We start from the raw sequence: 15,463 nt of genomic DNA on the forward strand, positions 1-15,463 counted from the left end.
AACGCTCGAGCTTCGCTCCAATCTCCTTCAGGCTCAGACCATGGGCGGCCGAGATGGCGCCAATCATCGCTATGGCGCAGAGGGCGGGTTGATAGATTGCTTGAGCCAGCGTCCGTTCTCTCCTCCAGAATCCATCGTCGGGAAAGCTACAGACTGGTCTGGTCGTCGTCACTCCGTAAAAACAAAAGGCGCTCCGGATGGAGCGCCTTCGCATCGTCGTGACAGCGAGATCGGCGGCAGCGCCGCCGAAAAACTCACTGCGAATAGTACATGTCGAACTCGACCGGATGCGGGGTCATCTCGAAGCGCTCGACTTCGGTCATCTTGAGTTCGATGTAGGCGTCGATGAAGTCGTCGTCGAACACGCCGCCGGCCTTCAGGAACGCGCGGTCCTTGTCGAGGTTTTCCAGTGCCTCGCGCAGGCTGCCGCACACGGTCGGGATCGACTTCAGCTCTTCCTTCGGCAGGTCGTAGAGGTCCTTGTCCATCGCCGGGCCCGGATCGAGCTTGTTCTTGATGCCGTCGAGACCGGCCATCAGCATCGCGGCGAAGCCGAGATAGGGGTTGGCCATCGGATCGGGGAAGCGCACCTCGACGCGCTTGGCCTTCGGCGAGGCGGTGTAGGGGATGCGGCAGGAGGCCGAGCGGTTGCGCGCGGAGTAGGCGAGCAGCACGGGGGCCTCATAGCCCGGCACCAGACGCTTGTAGGAGTTGGTGGACGGGTTGGTGAAGGCGTTGATCGCCTTGGCGTGCTTGATGATGCCGGCGATGTAGGAGAGGCAGGTCTCCGAGAGGTCGGAGTACTTGTTGCCGGCGAACACCGGCTTGCCTTCCTTCCAGATCGACTGATGAACGTGCATGCCCGAGCCGTTGTCGCCATAGACCGGCTTCGGCATGAAGGTGGCGGTCTTGCCGTAGATGTGCGCGACCTGGTGGATGCAGTACTTGTAGATCTGCATATGGTCCGCCATCAGCGTCAGCGTGTCGAACTTCATGCCGAGCTCGTGCTGGGCGGAAGCCACCTCATGGTGATGCTTCTCGACCTTGACGCCCATCTTGGCCATGGCGCCGAGCATTTCCGAGCGCATGTCCTGCACCGAGTCCTGCGGGGGCACCGGGAAATAGCCGCCCTTGGTGCGGATGCGGTGGCCGAGATTGCCGCCTTCATATTCGGTGTCCGAGTTGGTCGGAAGTTCCGAGGAGTCGAGCCTGAAGCCGGTGTTGTAGGGCGTTGCCGAATAGCGCACGTCGTCGAACACGAAGAACTCAGCCTCGGGACCGACATAGACGGCGTCGCCGATACCCATCGACTTCACCATCGCTTCCGCCTTCTTGGCGATGCCGCGCGGATCGCGGTTGTAGGGCTCGCCGGTGGTCGGCTCGAGCACGTCGCAGGTGATCACCATCGTGGTCTCGGCGAAGAACGGGTCGATCGTCGCGGTGACGGGATCGGGCATCAGGCACATGTCGGACTCGTTGATCGCCTTCCAGCCGGCGATCGAGGAGCCGTCGAACATCGTGCCTTCGGCGAAGATGTCCTCGTCGATCATGCTGACGTCGAAGGTCACGTGCTGCCACTTGCCGCGCGGATCGGTGAAGCGAAGATCGACGTATTTGACGTCGTTGTCCTTGATCGATTTCAGGACGTCTTTGGCGGTCTTCATGAGTATCCCTTTTGACTTTGCGGGTCGGTTTCCAGGTGAGCGACGTTGTTCTCGCTTTGGCCAGGTTCGCGCGATGATACAAACGAAATCAGGCCGCCAAAGGCAGCCTTATTCTCTTATTGGGCCGCAAGCGGATAGCACCGCGCTCAAATAGCGTCCAGCCCGGATTCGCCGGTTCGGATGCGGATCGCTTCCTCGATGTTGGAAACGAAAATCTTGCCGTCGCCGATGCGGCCCGTCTGCGCCGCGCGGCGGATCGCATCGATTGCCTTCTCGACCAGGTCGTCGCCGATCACGATCTCGATCTTCACCTTGGGCAGGAAGTCGACGATGTATTCGGCGCCGCGATAGAGTTCGGCGTGACCCTTCTGCCGTCCAAACCCCTTGGCTTCCGTTACCGTGATGCCCTGAAGTCCGACTTCCTGAAGCGCTTCTTTCACCTCGTCGAGCTTGAACGGCTTGATGATGGCTTCGATTTTCTTCACTGAAGGCCTCCCGGGCATTTCCAGAATACAGAGTGTAGCTAGGTGCGATGCGCGTGGCGCAATCAGTTCGATCCGTCAACTCCCTGCGGAGCCGGAAACGCCCATTACGGCCGTACACGGCGGCCATCCTGAGCGGCTTCCTCAAAAGCAGGGTCTATGCCAAGTTACAAATGTCCCTGATTTCGGAATGTTATCAGCCTTTTAACGGCAGACAGACAAGGTGGGACCGACCGCCCCATGATACCGAAGCCTTCAAAATAGGCAAACGGATGAATTGGTGTGCATTCATCGGCGGAAGATCGACGCGTGCCGGGCGAGATGCCTGCCGAAAAGGCTGATAGATCGAGGATTCAGCATGGAAGTCCTGACCACGGCTGAAATGGAACGCGCCGATCGGCTGACCATTGCTGGGGGCACACCTGGCTTTTCGCTGATGATGAGCGCGGGGCAGGCGGTCGCCGAAGCGGCCATGGACCTGCTCGAGGAGGGACCGATCCTGGTGGTGGCCGGCCGCGGCAACAATGGCGGCGATGGCTTTGTCGCCGCCGCCGAACTCGCCGCCCGGGGGCGGGAAGTCTCGGTCATCCTTTTGTGCGAGCGCGACAGCCTGAGGGGCGACGCGGCGCTGGCTGCACGCGGCTGGAAATATCCGGTGCTGCCGTTCAACCCGCAGGCGATCGGCAAGCCCGCGCTGATCATCGATGCGCTGTTCGGCGCCGGGCTCGACCGTCCCGTTAAGGGCGAACCCTATGACATGATCGGGGCGGTCAACGCCCATGACGTGCCGGTGCTTGCCGTCGACCTGCCGAGCGGCATCAACGGCACCACCGGTGCTCCGATGGGGATTGCGATCCGCGCCACCGAGACCGTGACCTTCTTCCGGCGCAAGCCGGCGCATCTGCTGTTGCCGGGCCGGGTACATTGCGGCCGCGTCCGCGTCGCAGACATCGGCATCGATCCGAAGGTGCTGGAGGAAATCCGCCCCGCCACCTTCGAGAACGTTCCGTCGACCTGGCAGCACGCGTTTCCGGTGCCGAAGATCGAGGGCCACAAATATTCCCGCGGCCACGTCCTTGCCGTCTCCGGCGACATCGCCGCGACCGGCGCCTCGCGGCTTGCCGCGCGCGGCGCGCTGCGGGCAGGAGCGGGGCTGGTGACGCTGGCCTCGCCGAGCGATGCGCTGGCGGTGAACGCCGCGGCGCTAACGGCGGTGATGGTCCGCGCGGTCGACAATGCGATCCAGTTCGCCGATCTCCTGAACGACAGGCGGCTGAACACGAGCGTGATCGGGCCCGGCGCCGGCGTCGGCCCTCGTACGCGAGATTTCGTCCACACCGCGCTTACGGCGAAGCGTAACCTGGTGCTGGACGCCGATGCGCTGACCAGTTTTGCCGATGCGCCGGAGCGGCTGTTCGAAGCGATCAGGGCGTCCCACGGTGCACAGGTGGTGCTGACGCCGCATGAGGGCGAGTTCCCGCGGCTGTTCAGCGATATCAGCAACAAGTATCCCGGTCGCTCCAAGCTCGAGCGCGTGCGCACCGCCGCCGAGCGCTCCGGCGCGGTGGTGCTGTTAAAGGGACCGGACACGGTGGTGGCCGCGCCCGATGGCCGTGCCACCATCGCCTCCAACGCGCCGCCATGGCTCGCCACCGCCGGCGCCGGCGACGTGCTGTCCGGCATCATCGCGGGGCTGCTCGCGCAGGGCACCCCCGCGTTCGAGGCCGCCAGCATCGGCGCCTGGATGCATGGTGAAGCCGCGGCCGAAGCCGGGCCGGGCCTGATCGCGGAAGACCTTCCCGAAACGCTGCCGGCGGTCTTCCGCCGCCTGTATGACGAGTTGGGGATTGAGCATTGAGGATTCGTAGGATGGAACGCTACTTGAGCTGATATTTCGCCACCGCCGGCTCGTTCCATTCCAGCCCGAAGCCCGGGCCGCGGGCGGTGACTGCGCCGTCGATGACCTCGGCCGGTTTTGCCAGGATGGCGCTGGAGAGGTCGAGGAATTCGAGCCAGTGCGCGGTCGGCGTCACCGCGAGCACGTGGGAGCTGGCTTCCGCAAACAGATGGCTCGACATCGGGATCGAGGCGGCATCCGCTTGACCGGCGACCTGCAGCCAGCCGGTGACGCCGCCGACCTTCATCAGATCGGGCATGATGAAATCGCTGGCGCCGACCGAGATCGCCTCGGCAAAGCCGCGCGGGAACCACCAGTTCTCGCCGGCCTGGATCGGGATCGGCGAGTCCATCCGGACGCTGGCGTGGCCGGAGAGATTTTCCTGCGGGACGGGCTCCTCGACCCAGTGCAGGTCGTAAGGAGCAAGGCGGGCGATGCGGCGTTTGGCCTCCGCCGGATCGAGCGACTGGTTGAAGTCGATCATCAAGGCGATGTCCGGCCCGATGACGGCGCGTACGCCCTTGACCACGCGCTCGTCATTGGCGGCATCGCCGTCGCCGCCCTTGATCTTGATGCCGCGAAAGCCCTGGTCGAGTGAGCGACGCAGCGCCCGCTCGTCGGCTGTCGGATCGACCACACCATAGCTGTCATAGGCGGGGAGCGGGCGCGCCGATCCGCCGAGCAACTCGGCGACTGGCTTGTTCGCGATCTGCCCCAGCGCGTCCCAACAGGCCATGTCGAGGCCGGAGACGGCGATGCCGACCAGACCCTGCCAGCCCAGCAGGCGGAATTTGGCGTCCATCGCCTTCATCAGGTCGAAGGGGGCGACCGGCCGGCCGACGAGCTCGCGCCCGGTCTCCTCGACCAGATGAACCAGCGGTTTAAGTGTGAGGCTGGTGTAGGCGAAGATGTAGGAACGGCCGGTAACGCCCTGATCGGTTTCGATATCGATCAGGACCAGCGGCCCGGAATCGATCAGGCCGAAGGCGTTCTTCACAGCACGCTTGAGCGGCACGACGACGGCTCGCGCCTTGACGCCGCGAATCGCTGGAACTGTTTGGCCCATGGTCGTTTCCTCTTGTTCTTATTCGACACTGTACCATCGCACGAGCCGTGGCGCCGCCCAATCGATCGCGACCTGTTCGATGAGGTAGCGGCCGGCGTACTCGGCCTGAAAGGCGATGCGCTGGGTCTGGCCGGGTTCGACCGCGAGCGTGTCGAGCCAGAACGGCTTCCAGCCGTCGTCGAGCCGGTCGAGCAGGCGGAAGTGATGGCCGTGGAGATGGAAGACGGTGGCGACGGCTGCGCGATTGGCGAGCGCCAGCACCATCGCGCGGCCGGCCTTGGCACGGAAGGCGGGCGGTGCGGACGGGGCGAAGCCGGCCGGACGCGTCCAGTCGGCCGGCGCGCCGAGGACCAGTTCGAACCGCTGCGCATTCTTGAGGTCAAGGTGCGCCGGCAGGCCATTGGAGGGAAGCGGAGGGGCCGATGGCTGCGGAGCGGCGCGCAGCGGAGCATCGCCGGAAAGCACGAGTCGTCCGACGGCGCGCGCCTCTTTGCCGTCATGGAGCAGGATCGATGCGGTCGCGGCTGTATCGACAAAGGCATCGGCGCGGCCGCCGGGCGCGAGCACGAGCGCGCCGTTGCGCGCCGGAAACGGCTCGGCAGGCTCGCCATCGATGGCCATGACGCGGACCTCGTGGCCTTCCAATTTCGCTGCGAGCACAGTGCGTTGAGAGGCGTTGATGAAGCGGAGCCGCAGGCGTTCATTGGCGCGTGCTGAGAGCTCGAATGAAGTCTGGCCGTTAACGGTATAGACGGGCGTCGCATCCTTGGCGTCCGTCCCCGGCGGAACGACGGTGCCATCCGGCCGCAGCCGCCATTCCTCGATCAGGAGCACCTCGTCGCGGTCGGCGGAGACCCGCTCGCTTTCGAGGACGATCAGTGGCTTTGCGCGCAAAGGGCGCGGCTGGCCGTCATTCAGGAGGCCGGGGTCGCACAGGAAAGTGCCCGCATGGCGCAGCGGAAGCTGGAATCTCTCTTTTGCCCCGGCGGCAAGCGGGGGACGGGCAAGCAGGGGCTCGCCGGCGGGGGCGCCGTCGATTCCCCGGCAGTACACTGCAAGCGGCGCGGGGAGATCGTTGCTGAGCGCCACCTCGATGGTCTCACCGCGATTCGCCCTGATGTCCTCGCCTGGGAAAGACCAGATCGGCGTGGCCATGCCGCCCTGGCGCAGCACCAGGCTGTCGGCTCTCGCGGAAAGGGCAAGTGAACGGCGGGCTTGCGCCAAGGTTGCGGCGGGAAGCCCTGCTTCCAGCGCAGCAGCGCCCAGTCCGGTGAGCAGGGTGCGTCGATCGAGCATCGGGAAAAGGCTTGCCATCGGCCCGATCCGGACCATTTTTGCACCTGTGAGTCCAGCGGACATTGAGCCGAGTGGACATCCGAAAAAGGCCATTTTTTTGCTGCGTGGGGGCAGGGCCATGCTATAAGCCGCCGCCCGCGGCATCGCGGCCGGAGATGATGCGCCAAGCGGGTGTGGCGGAACTGGTAGACGCGCTGGATTTAGGTTCCAGTGACGAAAGTTGTGGGGGTTCGAGTCCCTCCACCCGCACCAAGCGCTCATCCAGCGTTTGCATGATCCCTTTCTGGAGGGCCTGTCTCTTTATTTCGAGAGACGGGTCCGCCGAACCACCGGCGCAGGCGTTGAGCTACGCGTCGAACCATTGACACAGTCGCGCCAACCGAGGCGCGACAGAAGCGGAAGAAGAAGATGCAGGTCACCGAGACCCTGAATGAGGGACTGAAGCACGAGTTCAAGATCAGCGTTCCCGCCACCGACCTGGATGCCAAGGCGGACGCGAAGCTTGTCGACCTGAAGGACAAGGTCCGCATCAACGGTTTCCGTCCGGGCAAGGTGCCGGTCAGCCATCTGAAGAAGATCTACGGCCGCTCGGTGATGGCGGAGACCATCGACCAGACCATCCGCGACACCAACACGCAGATCTTCACGGACCGCGGCTTCCGCCTTGCCACCGAGCCGAAGATCACGATGCCGACGGAGCAGAAAGAGGTCGAGGAGCTGCTCGCCGGCAAGAGCGACCTGACCTACACGGTGGCCATCGAGGTCGTGCCGCCGATCACGCTCGCCGATTTCAAGACCTTCCAGGTCGAGAAGCCGGTCGCCGACGTAACCGACGCCGATGTCGACGAGGCGATCAAACGCATCGCCGACCAGAGCCGCCCCTATTCGGCCAAGAGCGAGGGCGCGAAGGCGGAGAACGGCGATCGCGTCACCATCAACTTCAAGGGCACCATCAACGGTGAAGCCTTCGAGGGCGGAACCGGCGAGGGCATCCAGGTCGTGCTCGGCGCCGGCCAGTTCATTCCCGGCTTCGAGGAGCAGTTGATCGGCATTGGCGCAGGCGAGACGCGCACGCTGCAGGTCACTTTCCCGAAGAACTACGCGAGCGAAAAGCTCGCCGGCCAGCCGGCCGAATTCGAGACCACCGCGACCGCTGTGGAAGCACCCGGCGAGACCGTGATCGATGAAGAGTTCGCCAAGACGCTCGGCCTGGAATCGCTCGACAAGCTGAAGGAAGCCGTGCGGGCGCGGCTGACGGCCGAATTCGCCACCGGGACGCGTCAGCGCGTCAAGCGCGCGCTGCTCGACCAGCTCGACGAGAACCACAAGTTCGAGGCGCCGCCGTCGCTGATCGACGAGGAGTTCAACTTGATGTGGAACTCGATCAAGGCCGAGATGGATTCCGCCGGCAAGACCTTTGCCGACGAGAACACCACCGAGGACGCCGCCAAGGAAGAGTACCGCAAGATCGCCGACCGTCGCGTGCGGCTTGGCCTGGTGCTGTCGGAGATCGGTGAGAAGAACAAGATCACGGTGTCCGACGATGAGGTCGGCCGCGCCGTCATCGAGCGCGCGCGTCAGATGCCGGGCCGCGAGAAGGAGGTCTGGGACTTCTACCGGAATAACGCCCAGGCGCTCGCCCAGCTCCGCGCCCCGATCTACGAGGACAAGGTGGTCGATTTCATCCTCGAACTCGCCAACGTGACCGAGAAGAAGGTCTCGAAGGAAGATCTGTTCAAGGATGAAGACGCCGAGAAAACTGCGGCGTAATCCCGGCACCTCGTGTTAATGATGAACGGCGAAACCGGCCCGGCGACGGCATTCCGTCGCTAGGCGGGACCAGCCGAATCGGTTTGAGTTGCCGCGTTCGGACCTAGCCATCTGTGCGGTCTTGCCGCCGCGAAAATGGCGCATATCTGAGCGCAGCTTAACGCAGTCCTGCATCACGGGACGACCGTCAGTCCGGGCCAGCCGGCGGACGTTCGGCCCCGCCAACTCCAGGGGTAATCCCATGCGCGATCCCGTCGAAACCTACATGAACCTCGTGCCGATGGTCGTCGAACAGACCAACCGCGGTGAGCGCGCCTACGACATCTTCTCGCGCCTGCTGAAGGAGCGCATCATCTTCGTGACCGGCCCGGTCGAGGATGGCATGTCGACGCTGATCGTCGCGCAGCTTTTGTTCCTCGAGGCCGAGAATCCGAAGAAGGAAATCTCGATGTACATCAACTCGCCGGGCGGCGTGGTGACATCGGGTCTTGCGATCTACGACACCATGCAATTCATCCGCCCGCCGGTGTCGACGCTGTGCACGGGGCAGGCGGCTTCGATGGGATCGCTGTTGCTCGCCGCAGGCGAGAAGGACATGCGCTTCACGCTGCCGAACTCGCGCATCATGGTGCATCAGCCCTCCGGCGGCTTCCAGGGCCAGGCCACCGACATCATGCTGCACGCGCAGGAGATCCTGAATCTCAAGAAGCGGCTGAACGAAATCTACGTCAAGCACACCGGCCAGACCTACAAGGCCATCGAGGATGCGCTCGAGCGCGACAAGTTCCTCACGGCGGATGACGCGAAAGCGTTTGGTCTCGTCGACAAGGTGATCGACAAGCGTCCTGACGATCCGGCTGCAGCAAAAGCCGCGTAGTCTTACGGGATCGCTTGCGCGATTTTGGCGTTGACGACGAAATCCCTGTCGGCAAACTCAGGCGATTGCGGTGCAGTATGCCCCAAGTTGGGCAGAAAGTTCCGCTTTCGCATCGCTCTGTCGCGTGGCAATGTCGCAACGACCGTGCGTTTTCGACAGGTTATCCACGTGCGGACGTTATAAATCACGGTATTGTCACGGTGCCCGGCAAGCACCCGGTTAGCGAATTCTTGATAGTCGGATGACAGCATGGTTGGCTCTGGCGTATCGGATGTAGTTGCGGGGGAGATTCGACTGAACCGCGATTCGCCGGGTCAGTATTAAGTAGGGTCTTTTTTGGTACGGTTTTTGCTCTATCTAGACCTAAAGCCCGGACAGTCCCGGAATAGGTCGATGGAGCGACGGGTTCGAACGGCGGACGGAGATAAGAATGAGTAAGGTCGGCACGAGCGATTCCAAGAACACGCTATATTGCTCGTTCTGCGGCAAGAGCCAGCACGAAGTCCGCAAGCTGATCGCGGGTCCCACCGTTTTCATCTGCGACGAGTGCGTTGAGCTCTGCATGGACATCATTCGCGAGGAGAACAAGTCCTCGCTGGTGAAGTCGCGCGACGGCATCCCGACTCCGAAAGAAATCTGCAAGGTGCTGGACGATTACGTCATCGGCCAGAGCCATGCGAAGAAGGTGCTGTCGGTTGCCGTGCACAATCACTACAAGCGGCTCAATCACCAGACCAAGCACAACGACGTCGAGCTCGCGAAGTCGAACATCCTGCTGATCGGTCCGACCGGCTCGGGCAAGACGCTGCTCGCGCAGACGCTGGCGCGCATCCTCGATGTGCCCTTCACGATGGCGGACGCGACGACGCTCACGGAAGCCGGCTATGTCGGCGAGGACGTCGAGAACATCATCCTGAAGCTGCTGCAGGCGGCCGACTACAATGTCGAGCGCGCGCAGCGCGGCATCGTCTACATCGACGAGATCGACAAGATCAGCCGCAAGTCGGACAACCCCTCGATCACGCGCGACGTGTCGGGTGAGGGTGTCCAGCAGGCGCTGCTCAAGATCATGGAAGGCACGGTGGCTTCCGTTCCGCCGCAGGGCGGCCGAAAGCATCCGCAGCAGGAATTCCTGCAGGTCGACACCACCAACATCCTGTTCATCTGCGGCGGCGCCTTCTCCGGGTTGGAGAAGATCATCTCCGCACGCGGCCGCTCGACCTCGATCGGCTTTGCGGCGCAGGTGCTCGCGCCGGAAGATCGCCGCACCGGTGAGATTTTCCGCCACGTCGAACCGGAGGATTTGCTGAAGTACGGTCTGATCCCGGAATTCGTCGGCCGCTTGCCGGTGGTCGCGACGCTGGAGGATCTCGACGAGACCTCGCTGAAGAAGATCCTGACCGATCCGAAGAACGCCCTGGTCAAGCAGTATCAGCGGCTGTTCGAGATGGAGAATATCGAGCTGACCTTCGCCGATGAGGCGCTTGGCGCGGTCGCCCGCAAGGCGATCGAACGCAAGACCGGCGCGCGCGGGTTGCGCTCGATCCTGGAGAGCATCCTGCTCGAGACCATGTTCGATCTTCCGGGCCTCGAAGGCGTGGAGGAGGTTGTGATCTCGCGCGAGGTGGTGGAGGGAACGGCCCGTCCGCTGTACATCTACGCGGATCGTTCCGACCGCGCGGTCGAGAGCAGCGCGAGCGCCTGATCGCGCTCGCGGGCGGCCGCTGAATGAACGAAAATACCGATGGCTGCCGGATTCCCGGTGGCCATTTCGATGTAATTAATGCTGCGTGTTTATTCCGGATTTTCCGGTATTTCTAAGTACTTGACACCCCCATGGCCGATAGCCACCTAATGCTGTCGGTGATGAAGATTTACGTCTCAAGATTCGTCATCTGATATCTGAAACGAGCGGCCGAGGGCCGAGCGACATTCGGATCATACAGGCACCTTGTGGTGGTTGCGCAAGCAAGCGGGCCGCGTGCAAGGGGGCACAACGAAAGGAATAGGCCATGACAACCTCAAAACCCCGGCCATCGATTGTCTACGGCGAAAGCCATTCTTATCCGGTGCTGCCGCTCCGTGACATCGTTGTCTTCCCGCACATGATCGTGCCGCTCTTCGTCGGCCGCGAGAAGTCGATCCGCGCGCTTGAAGAAGTGATGAAGAACGATGCGCTGATCCTGCTCGCGACGCAGAAGAATGCGTCCGACGACGATCCGGCGCCCGAGTCGATCTACGAGACGGGAACGCTCGCCAGCGTGCTGCAGCTCCTGAAGCTGCCCGACGGCACCGTGAAGGTGCTGGTCGAAGGGCTCGAGCGCGCACGCGTCGAGAAATATTCCGACCGCAGCGAGTTCTACGAGGCGACCGCCGTCGCGCTCGCCGACACCGACGCCAATTCGGTTGAAGCCGAAGCCCTGGCGCGCTCGGTCGTGTCCGATTTCGAAAGCTATGTGAAGCTGAACAAGAAGATATCCGCCGAAGTCGTCGGCGTTGTTCAGGGGATCACCGATTTCGCCAAGCTGAGCGACAACGTCGCTTCGCATCTGGCGGTCAAGATCGCCGATCGCCAGGCGATCCTGGAGACGCTGTCGGTCACCCAACGCCTGGAGAAGGTGCTGGGCCTGATGGAGAGCGAGATCTCGGTCTTGCAGGTCGAGAAGCGCATCCGCTCGCGCGTCAAGCGCCAGATGGAGAAGACCCAGCGCGAGTATTACCTGAACGAGCAGATGAAGGCGATCCAGAAGGAGCTCGGCGACGACGAAGGTCGCGACGAGCTGGCCGATCTGGAAGAGCGCATCAACAAGACCAAGCTGTCCAAGGAAGCGCGCGAAAAGGCGCAGCATGAGCTGAAGAAGCTGCGTCAGATGTCGCCGATGTCCGCGGAAGCGACCGTGGTGCGCAACTATCTGGACTGGCTGCTGTCGATCCCGTGGAACAAGAAGTCCAAGGTCAAGAAGGATCTGGAAGCCGCGCAGGCGGTGTTGGACTCCGACCATTACGGGCTCGAGAAGGTCAAGGACCGTATCGTCGAGTATCTCGCGGTGCAGTCGCGCGCCAACAAGCTGACCGGACCGATCCTGTGCCTGGTCGGGCCTCCCGGCGTCGGCAAGACCTCGCTCGGCAAGTCGATCGCGAAGGCGACGGGGCGTGAATTCGTGCGCGTCTCGCTCGGCGGCGTGCGCGACGAAGCCGAGATCCGCGGTCACCGCCGCACCTATATCGGCTCGATGCCCGGCAAGATCATCCAGTCGATGCGGAAGGCGAAGACCTCCAATCCGCTGTTCCTGCTCGACGAGATCGACAAGATGGGCGCCGACTTCCGCGGCGATCCGTCATCGGCGCTGCTCGAGGTCCTGGACCCCGAACAGAACTCGACGTTCAACGACCACTACCTGGAGGTCGACTACGACCTGTCGAACGTGATGTTCATCACGACCGCGAATACGCTCAATATTCCGGGACCGCTGATGGACCGCATGGAGATCATCCGGATCGCCGGCTACACCGAGAACGAGAAGGTCGAGATCGCGCGCAAGCACCTGATCCCGAACGCGCTCTCCAAGCATGGTCTGGATTCCAAAGAATGGTCGATCGATGACGATGCGCTGCTCTTGATGATCCGCCGCTACACCCGCGAAGCGGGCGTGCGCAACCTGGAGCGTGAGCTCTCCACACTCGCCCGCAAGGCGGTGAAGGAGCTGATGATCTCCAAGAAGAAGTCGGTCAAGGTCACCGAGAAGAACATCGAAGAGTTCCTCGGCGTGCCGAAGTACCGCTTCGGCGAAATCGAGAGCGAGGACCAGGTCGGTATCGTCACCGGTCTGGCCTGGACCGATGTCGGCGGCGAGTTGCTCACCATCGAAGGCGTCATGATGCCCGGCAAGGGCAAGATGACGGTCACGGGCAATCTGCGCGACGTCATGAAGGAATCGATCTCGGCGGCGGCGTCCTACGTCCGCTCGCGTGCGATCACCTATGGCATCGAGCCGCCGCTGTTCGACAGGCGCGACATCCACGTGCACGTGCCCGAGGGTGCGACGCCGAAGGATGGACCGTCCGCAGGCGTGGCGATGGCCACCGCGATCATCTCGGTCATGACCGGCATTCCGGTCCGCCACGAGGTCGCGATGACCGGCGAGATCACGCTGCGGGGCCGCGTGCTGCCGATCGGCGGTCTGAAGGAGAAGCTCCTGGCTGCCGCCCGCGGCGGCATCAAGACGGTGCTGATCCCCGAGGACAACGCCAAGGATCTCACGGAGATTTCCGATGCGATCAAGGGCGGCATGGAGATCATCCCGGTCTCCCGGCTCGACGAGGTCGTCGCCAGGGCGTTGGTGCGGGTGCCCACACCGATCGTCTGGGAAGAGGAGACCAAGGTCGACGTCAAGCCCGAAGCTGCCGAAGAGACCGGCGGCCTGACGGCGCACTGACCGGACCGGATTGCTTGAACAACGAACGGCGCCTTCGGGCGCCGTTTTTGTTTATGGGAGTTTCGCGCGAAGATAACGCGCCAGGACAAGCGGCAGGCAGAGAGGAGGGCGCCATGAAGATCGACGGACAATGCCATTGCGGCTTCGTGACCTTTGATGCCGATATCGATCCGGAGCGGGTCTCGATCTGCCACTGCACGGATTGCCAGACGCTGACCGGCTCGCCCTACCGCGTCACAGTGATCTGCGCCGGCGAAGCGATACGCCTCACGGGCAAATCGCCGAAAATCTATGGGAAGCCCGGCGACAATGGCCGGATCCGCTTCCAGCATTTCTGCCCCGAATGCGGTTCCCCGCTGTTCACGAGCGGCGAGGACGGTGGCCCTGAGGATTGGGGTATCCGTTGGGGCAGCATCCGCCAGCGCGACCAATTGCGGCCGCGGCGCCAAATCTGGTGCCGCTCGGCCGCGCCCTGGATCAATGATCTCAAGGCATTGCCGGGACTTCCGACTGAATGATGGTAGCCACCTTGCGTCGCGGGGCAGGGCGAGGGTAAAGAAGCAGGCGAGGGCGGCTAGCTCAGCTGGTTAGAGCATCTCGTTTACACCGAGAGGGTCGGGAGTTCGAATCTCTCGCCGCCCACCAGCCTTCGCCCCGCGAGCTTCGGCTCGGCAAGCCGGAGCTTGGAGAGCGAAGGCGGACTGGTGCTGTTCGTCAGCGTTCATCCTTGTTCACCCGCGAAGATCAGCTTTTGTGGCGCAGGGCCTTTCTACTCTTGCGCCATGTTGGTCGCTTTGGCCTCCGACAAGAAGGCGTCGACGGCAAATTGGGCAAGCGGCGCGAGAGATTCCCTGATCTGACAGAGTTCGGTGAGCGTGAACGTCGTTAGCTTGCCCTCAGTAATCGTCAGCTCTTCAGAACAAATCGATCGGACGATAAATATCTCGGCGTGAAAGTTGCCGCCGGTAATCGGGTGGTTTGAACCAACGCAGCGCGCGAGATGCTGGAAGCGCTCTGCCGGCAGATGGCAGCCCAGTTCTTCGTGGATCTCACGGGCAATACAGTCCCTGAAAGTCTCGTTGCCTTCGCGTCGGCCACCAAAAAGGCTGATCTTGCCGGGATCGACGATACCGGGCTTGTCGTCGCGCAATTGCATGAGAAAGCGACCATCTGTATCGATCACGATGGCCGCGGCGCCTTCTCTCAAGCTCATGATGATCCTCGATGGTGCGCATGACCCATAGTTTCGCCGTCGCGGAGCCGCAACGGCTGGATTTCAGATGGGCAATGATAGCGCACCAGTCACAATTGAGCTCGCGCGAATGCGCTCTGCGCGGGCTTCGGCTCGGCGAGCCGAAGTTTCGCAGAGCCAAGGCGAATTGGTGCGGCAAGTTCGATGCCGCACCGATGCAGACGCAGCCTGTCGAAATGATATCCCGATCTCAGGCCGTCTTGGTGAACATCGTCAGGATGCCATCGGCGATGTTGATGGCAACGACTTGCGACGACGTCACGCCCTTGGCCTTGAGCGCGGATACCGCCTGCGGGGTCGCGTCGATGGTCTTCCGAAGTGACTGCATGTCCTCATCGCTCGTCTGCGAGATAATCTCATCCACTTTCGAGCGCACCGCCGGCTGCAGTTCCTTGACGTCTACAACCTGTATGGTCCGTATCACGGTGCCGGGCTCGGACTGAGCGGGTGGCGACTCCGCCCCACGTTGCGAGGGAGTTCCCTGCGCCAGCACCAAAGATGGTGTTCCGAGGCAGAGAGCTGCAATGATAGCGGATGCCGTAAAGATGCGCATGGTCATGCCTTTCCAGGTTGAAGACCAAACGAGTCCTATCCGGGAAATCTGGTTGGCATCTGCTTTTCATGTGGCCATTCGGTGAAAGCAATACGGCCTCAATGCGCGGTGCTGCGCTCGCCGGAGGATTGGCGATGCGCGCAACCGGGTGATATCATTGCATGAAAACC

13 protein-coding genes and 2 tRNA genes are annotated in these 15,463 nt (G+C 62.7%); 8 read left to right on the forward strand and 7 right to left on the reverse strand.

What is annotated here, in order from left to right; all coding sequences use genetic code 11:
* Nucleotides 1-254 precede the first annotated feature (254 nt).
* Nucleotides 255-1,664, reverse strand: a complete 1,410-nt coding sequence (gene glnA / locus AC5ZG5_RS08595) for a type I glutamate--ammonia ligase (RefSeq protein ID WP_456642325.1) — start codon at nt 1,662-1,664, stop codon at nt 255-257.
* Between the two features lie 146 nt (nt 1,665-1,810).
* Nucleotides 1,811-2,149 (reverse strand): P-II family nitrogen regulator, encoded by a 339-nt coding sequence (locus AC5ZG5_RS08600; RefSeq protein ID WP_011441447.1) that lies wholly within the window; start codon nt 2,147-2,149, stop codon nt 1,811-1,813.
* A 355-nt stretch (nt 2,150-2,504) separates the two neighbouring features.
* Here AC5ZG5_RS08600 and AC5ZG5_RS08605 point away from each other — a divergent pair, with 355 nt between their 5' ends.
* Nucleotides 2,505-4,004: an NAD(P)H-hydrate dehydratase gene (locus tag AC5ZG5_RS08605; protein WP_456642326.1), complete on the forward strand. Its 1,500-nt coding sequence runs from the start codon at nt 2,505-2,507 to the stop codon at nt 4,002-4,004.
* Nucleotides 4,005-4,023: 19 nt separating this feature from the next.
* On the opposite strand, the gene AC5ZG5_RS08610 is transcribed toward AC5ZG5_RS08605, so the two are convergent.
* On the reverse strand, nt 4,024-5,109 hold the full coding sequence (locus tag AC5ZG5_RS08610) for an enolase C-terminal domain-like protein (RefSeq protein WP_456642327.1): 1,086 nt from the start codon (nt 5,107-5,109) through the stop codon (nt 4,024-4,026).
* Nucleotides 5,110-5,127: 18 nt separating this feature from the next.
* Nucleotides 5,128-6,423: a multicopper oxidase family protein gene (locus AC5ZG5_RS08615; protein ID WP_456642328.1), complete on the reverse strand. Its 1,296-nt coding sequence runs from the start codon at nt 6,421-6,423 to the stop codon at nt 5,128-5,130.
* Nucleotides 6,424-6,572: 149 nt separating this feature from the next.
* Here AC5ZG5_RS08615 and AC5ZG5_RS08620 point away from each other — a divergent pair.
* The 3 genes from AC5ZG5_RS08620 (at nt 6,573) to AC5ZG5_RS08630 (ending at nt 9,052) form a co-directional block, all read left to right on the forward strand.
* Nucleotides 6,573-6,657, forward strand: a tRNA-Leu gene (locus tag AC5ZG5_RS08620).
* Nucleotides 6,658-6,813: 156 nt separating this feature from the next.
* On the forward strand, nt 6,814-8,175 hold the full coding sequence (gene tig, locus AC5ZG5_RS08625) for a trigger factor (RefSeq protein WP_130227026.1): 1,362 nt from the start codon (nt 6,814-6,816) through the stop codon (nt 8,173-8,175).
* Nucleotides 8,176-8,416: 241 nt separating this feature from the next.
* Nucleotides 8,417-9,052, forward strand: a complete 636-nt coding sequence (locus AC5ZG5_RS08630) for an ATP-dependent Clp protease proteolytic subunit (RefSeq protein WP_028162822.1) — start codon at nt 8,417-8,419, stop codon at nt 9,050-9,052.
* 2 nt (nt 9,053-9,054) lie between these two features.
* Here AC5ZG5_RS08630 and AC5ZG5_RS08635 read toward each other — a convergent pair whose 3' ends face one another.
* Nucleotides 9,055-9,303 carry a hypothetical protein gene (locus AC5ZG5_RS08635; RefSeq protein WP_456642329.1) on the reverse strand — a complete coding sequence of 83 codons (249 nt, stop codon included), beginning with the start codon at nt 9,301-9,303 and terminating at the stop codon, nt 9,055-9,057.
* Between the two features lie 179 nt (nt 9,304-9,482).
* Between AC5ZG5_RS08635 and clpX the strand changes: the two genes are divergently transcribed.
* From clpX to AC5ZG5_RS08655, 4 genes are all read left to right on the forward strand, one after another.
* Nucleotides 9,483-10,757, forward strand: a complete 1,275-nt coding sequence (gene clpX, locus AC5ZG5_RS08640; RefSeq protein ID WP_024506813.1) for an ATP-dependent Clp protease ATP-binding subunit ClpX — start codon at nt 9,483-9,485, stop codon at nt 10,755-10,757.
* Between the two features lie 307 nt (nt 10,758-11,064).
* Nucleotides 11,065-13,488 carry an endopeptidase La gene (lon, locus tag AC5ZG5_RS08645; RefSeq protein ID WP_456642330.1) on the forward strand — a complete coding sequence of 808 codons (2,424 nt, stop codon included), beginning with the start codon at nt 11,065-11,067 and terminating at the stop codon, nt 13,486-13,488.
* A gap of 113 nt (nt 13,489-13,601) precedes the next feature.
* Nucleotides 13,602-14,006, forward strand: a complete 405-nt coding sequence (locus tag AC5ZG5_RS08650; protein ID WP_456642331.1) for a GFA family protein — start codon at nt 13,602-13,604, stop codon at nt 14,004-14,006.
* A gap of 50 nt (nt 14,007-14,056) precedes the next feature.
* Nucleotides 14,057-14,133 (forward strand) — tRNA-Val (locus AC5ZG5_RS08655).
* Between the two features lie 124 nt (nt 14,134-14,257).
* On the opposite strand, the gene AC5ZG5_RS08660 is transcribed toward AC5ZG5_RS08655, so the two are convergent.
* Both AC5ZG5_RS08660 and AC5ZG5_RS08665 read right to left on the reverse strand, forming a co-directional pair.
* On the reverse strand, nt 14,258-14,701 hold the full coding sequence (locus AC5ZG5_RS08660) for an NUDIX domain-containing protein (protein ID WP_456642332.1): 444 nt from the start codon (nt 14,699-14,701) through the stop codon (nt 14,258-14,260).
* A 229-nt stretch (nt 14,702-14,930) separates the two neighbouring features.
* Nucleotides 14,931-15,299, reverse strand: a complete 369-nt coding sequence (locus tag AC5ZG5_RS08665; protein ID WP_028162819.1) for a hypothetical protein — start codon at nt 15,297-15,299, stop codon at nt 14,931-14,933.
* Nucleotides 15,300-15,463 lie beyond the last annotated feature (164 nt).

The sequence above is a fragment of the Bradyrhizobium sp. Ses1 genome (assembly GCF_059512365.1).

Excerpts from the sequence above, each read along its gene's own strand:
- AC5ZG5_RS08665 (WP_028162819.1), bottom strand. The coding sequence starts at position 15,299 with ATGACCATGCGCATCTTTACGGCATCCGCTATCATTGCAGCTCTCTGC.
- AC5ZG5_RS08660 (WP_456642332.1), bottom strand. The coding sequence starts at position 14,701 with ATGAGCTTGAGAGAAGGCGCCGCGGCCATCGTGATCGATACAGATGGT.
- AC5ZG5_RS08635 (WP_456642329.1), bottom strand. The coding sequence starts at position 9,303 with ATGCTGTCATCCGACTATCAAGAATTCGCTAACCGGGTGCTTGCCGGG.
- tig (WP_130227026.1), top strand. The coding sequence starts at position 6,814 with ATGCAGGTCACCGAGACCCTGAATGAGGGACTGAAGCACGAGTTCAAG.
- AC5ZG5_RS08605 (WP_456642326.1), top strand. The coding sequence starts at position 2,505 with ATGGAAGTCCTGACCACGGCTGAAATGGAACGCGCCGATCGGCTGACC.
- glnA (WP_456642325.1), bottom strand. The coding sequence starts at position 1,664 with ATGAAGACCGCCAAAGACGTCCTGAAATCGATCAAGGACAACGACGTC.
- AC5ZG5_RS08650 (WP_456642331.1), top strand. The coding sequence starts at position 13,602 with ATGAAGATCGACGGACAATGCCATTGCGGCTTCGTGACCTTTGATGCC.
- clpX (WP_024506813.1), top strand. The coding sequence starts at position 9,483 with ATGAGTAAGGTCGGCACGAGCGATTCCAAGAACACGCTATATTGCTCG.
- AC5ZG5_RS08630 (WP_028162822.1), top strand. The coding sequence starts at position 8,417 with ATGCGCGATCCCGTCGAAACCTACATGAACCTCGTGCCGATGGTCGTC.
- AC5ZG5_RS08615 (WP_456642328.1), bottom strand. The coding sequence starts at position 6,423 with ATGGCAAGCCTTTTCCCGATGCTCGATCGACGCACCCTGCTCACCGGA.
- AC5ZG5_RS08610 (WP_456642327.1), bottom strand. The coding sequence starts at position 5,109 with ATGGGCCAAACAGTTCCAGCGATTCGCGGCGTCAAGGCGCGAGCCGTC.
- lon (WP_456642330.1), top strand. The coding sequence starts at position 11,065 with ATGACAACCTCAAAACCCCGGCCATCGATTGTCTACGGCGAAAGCCAT.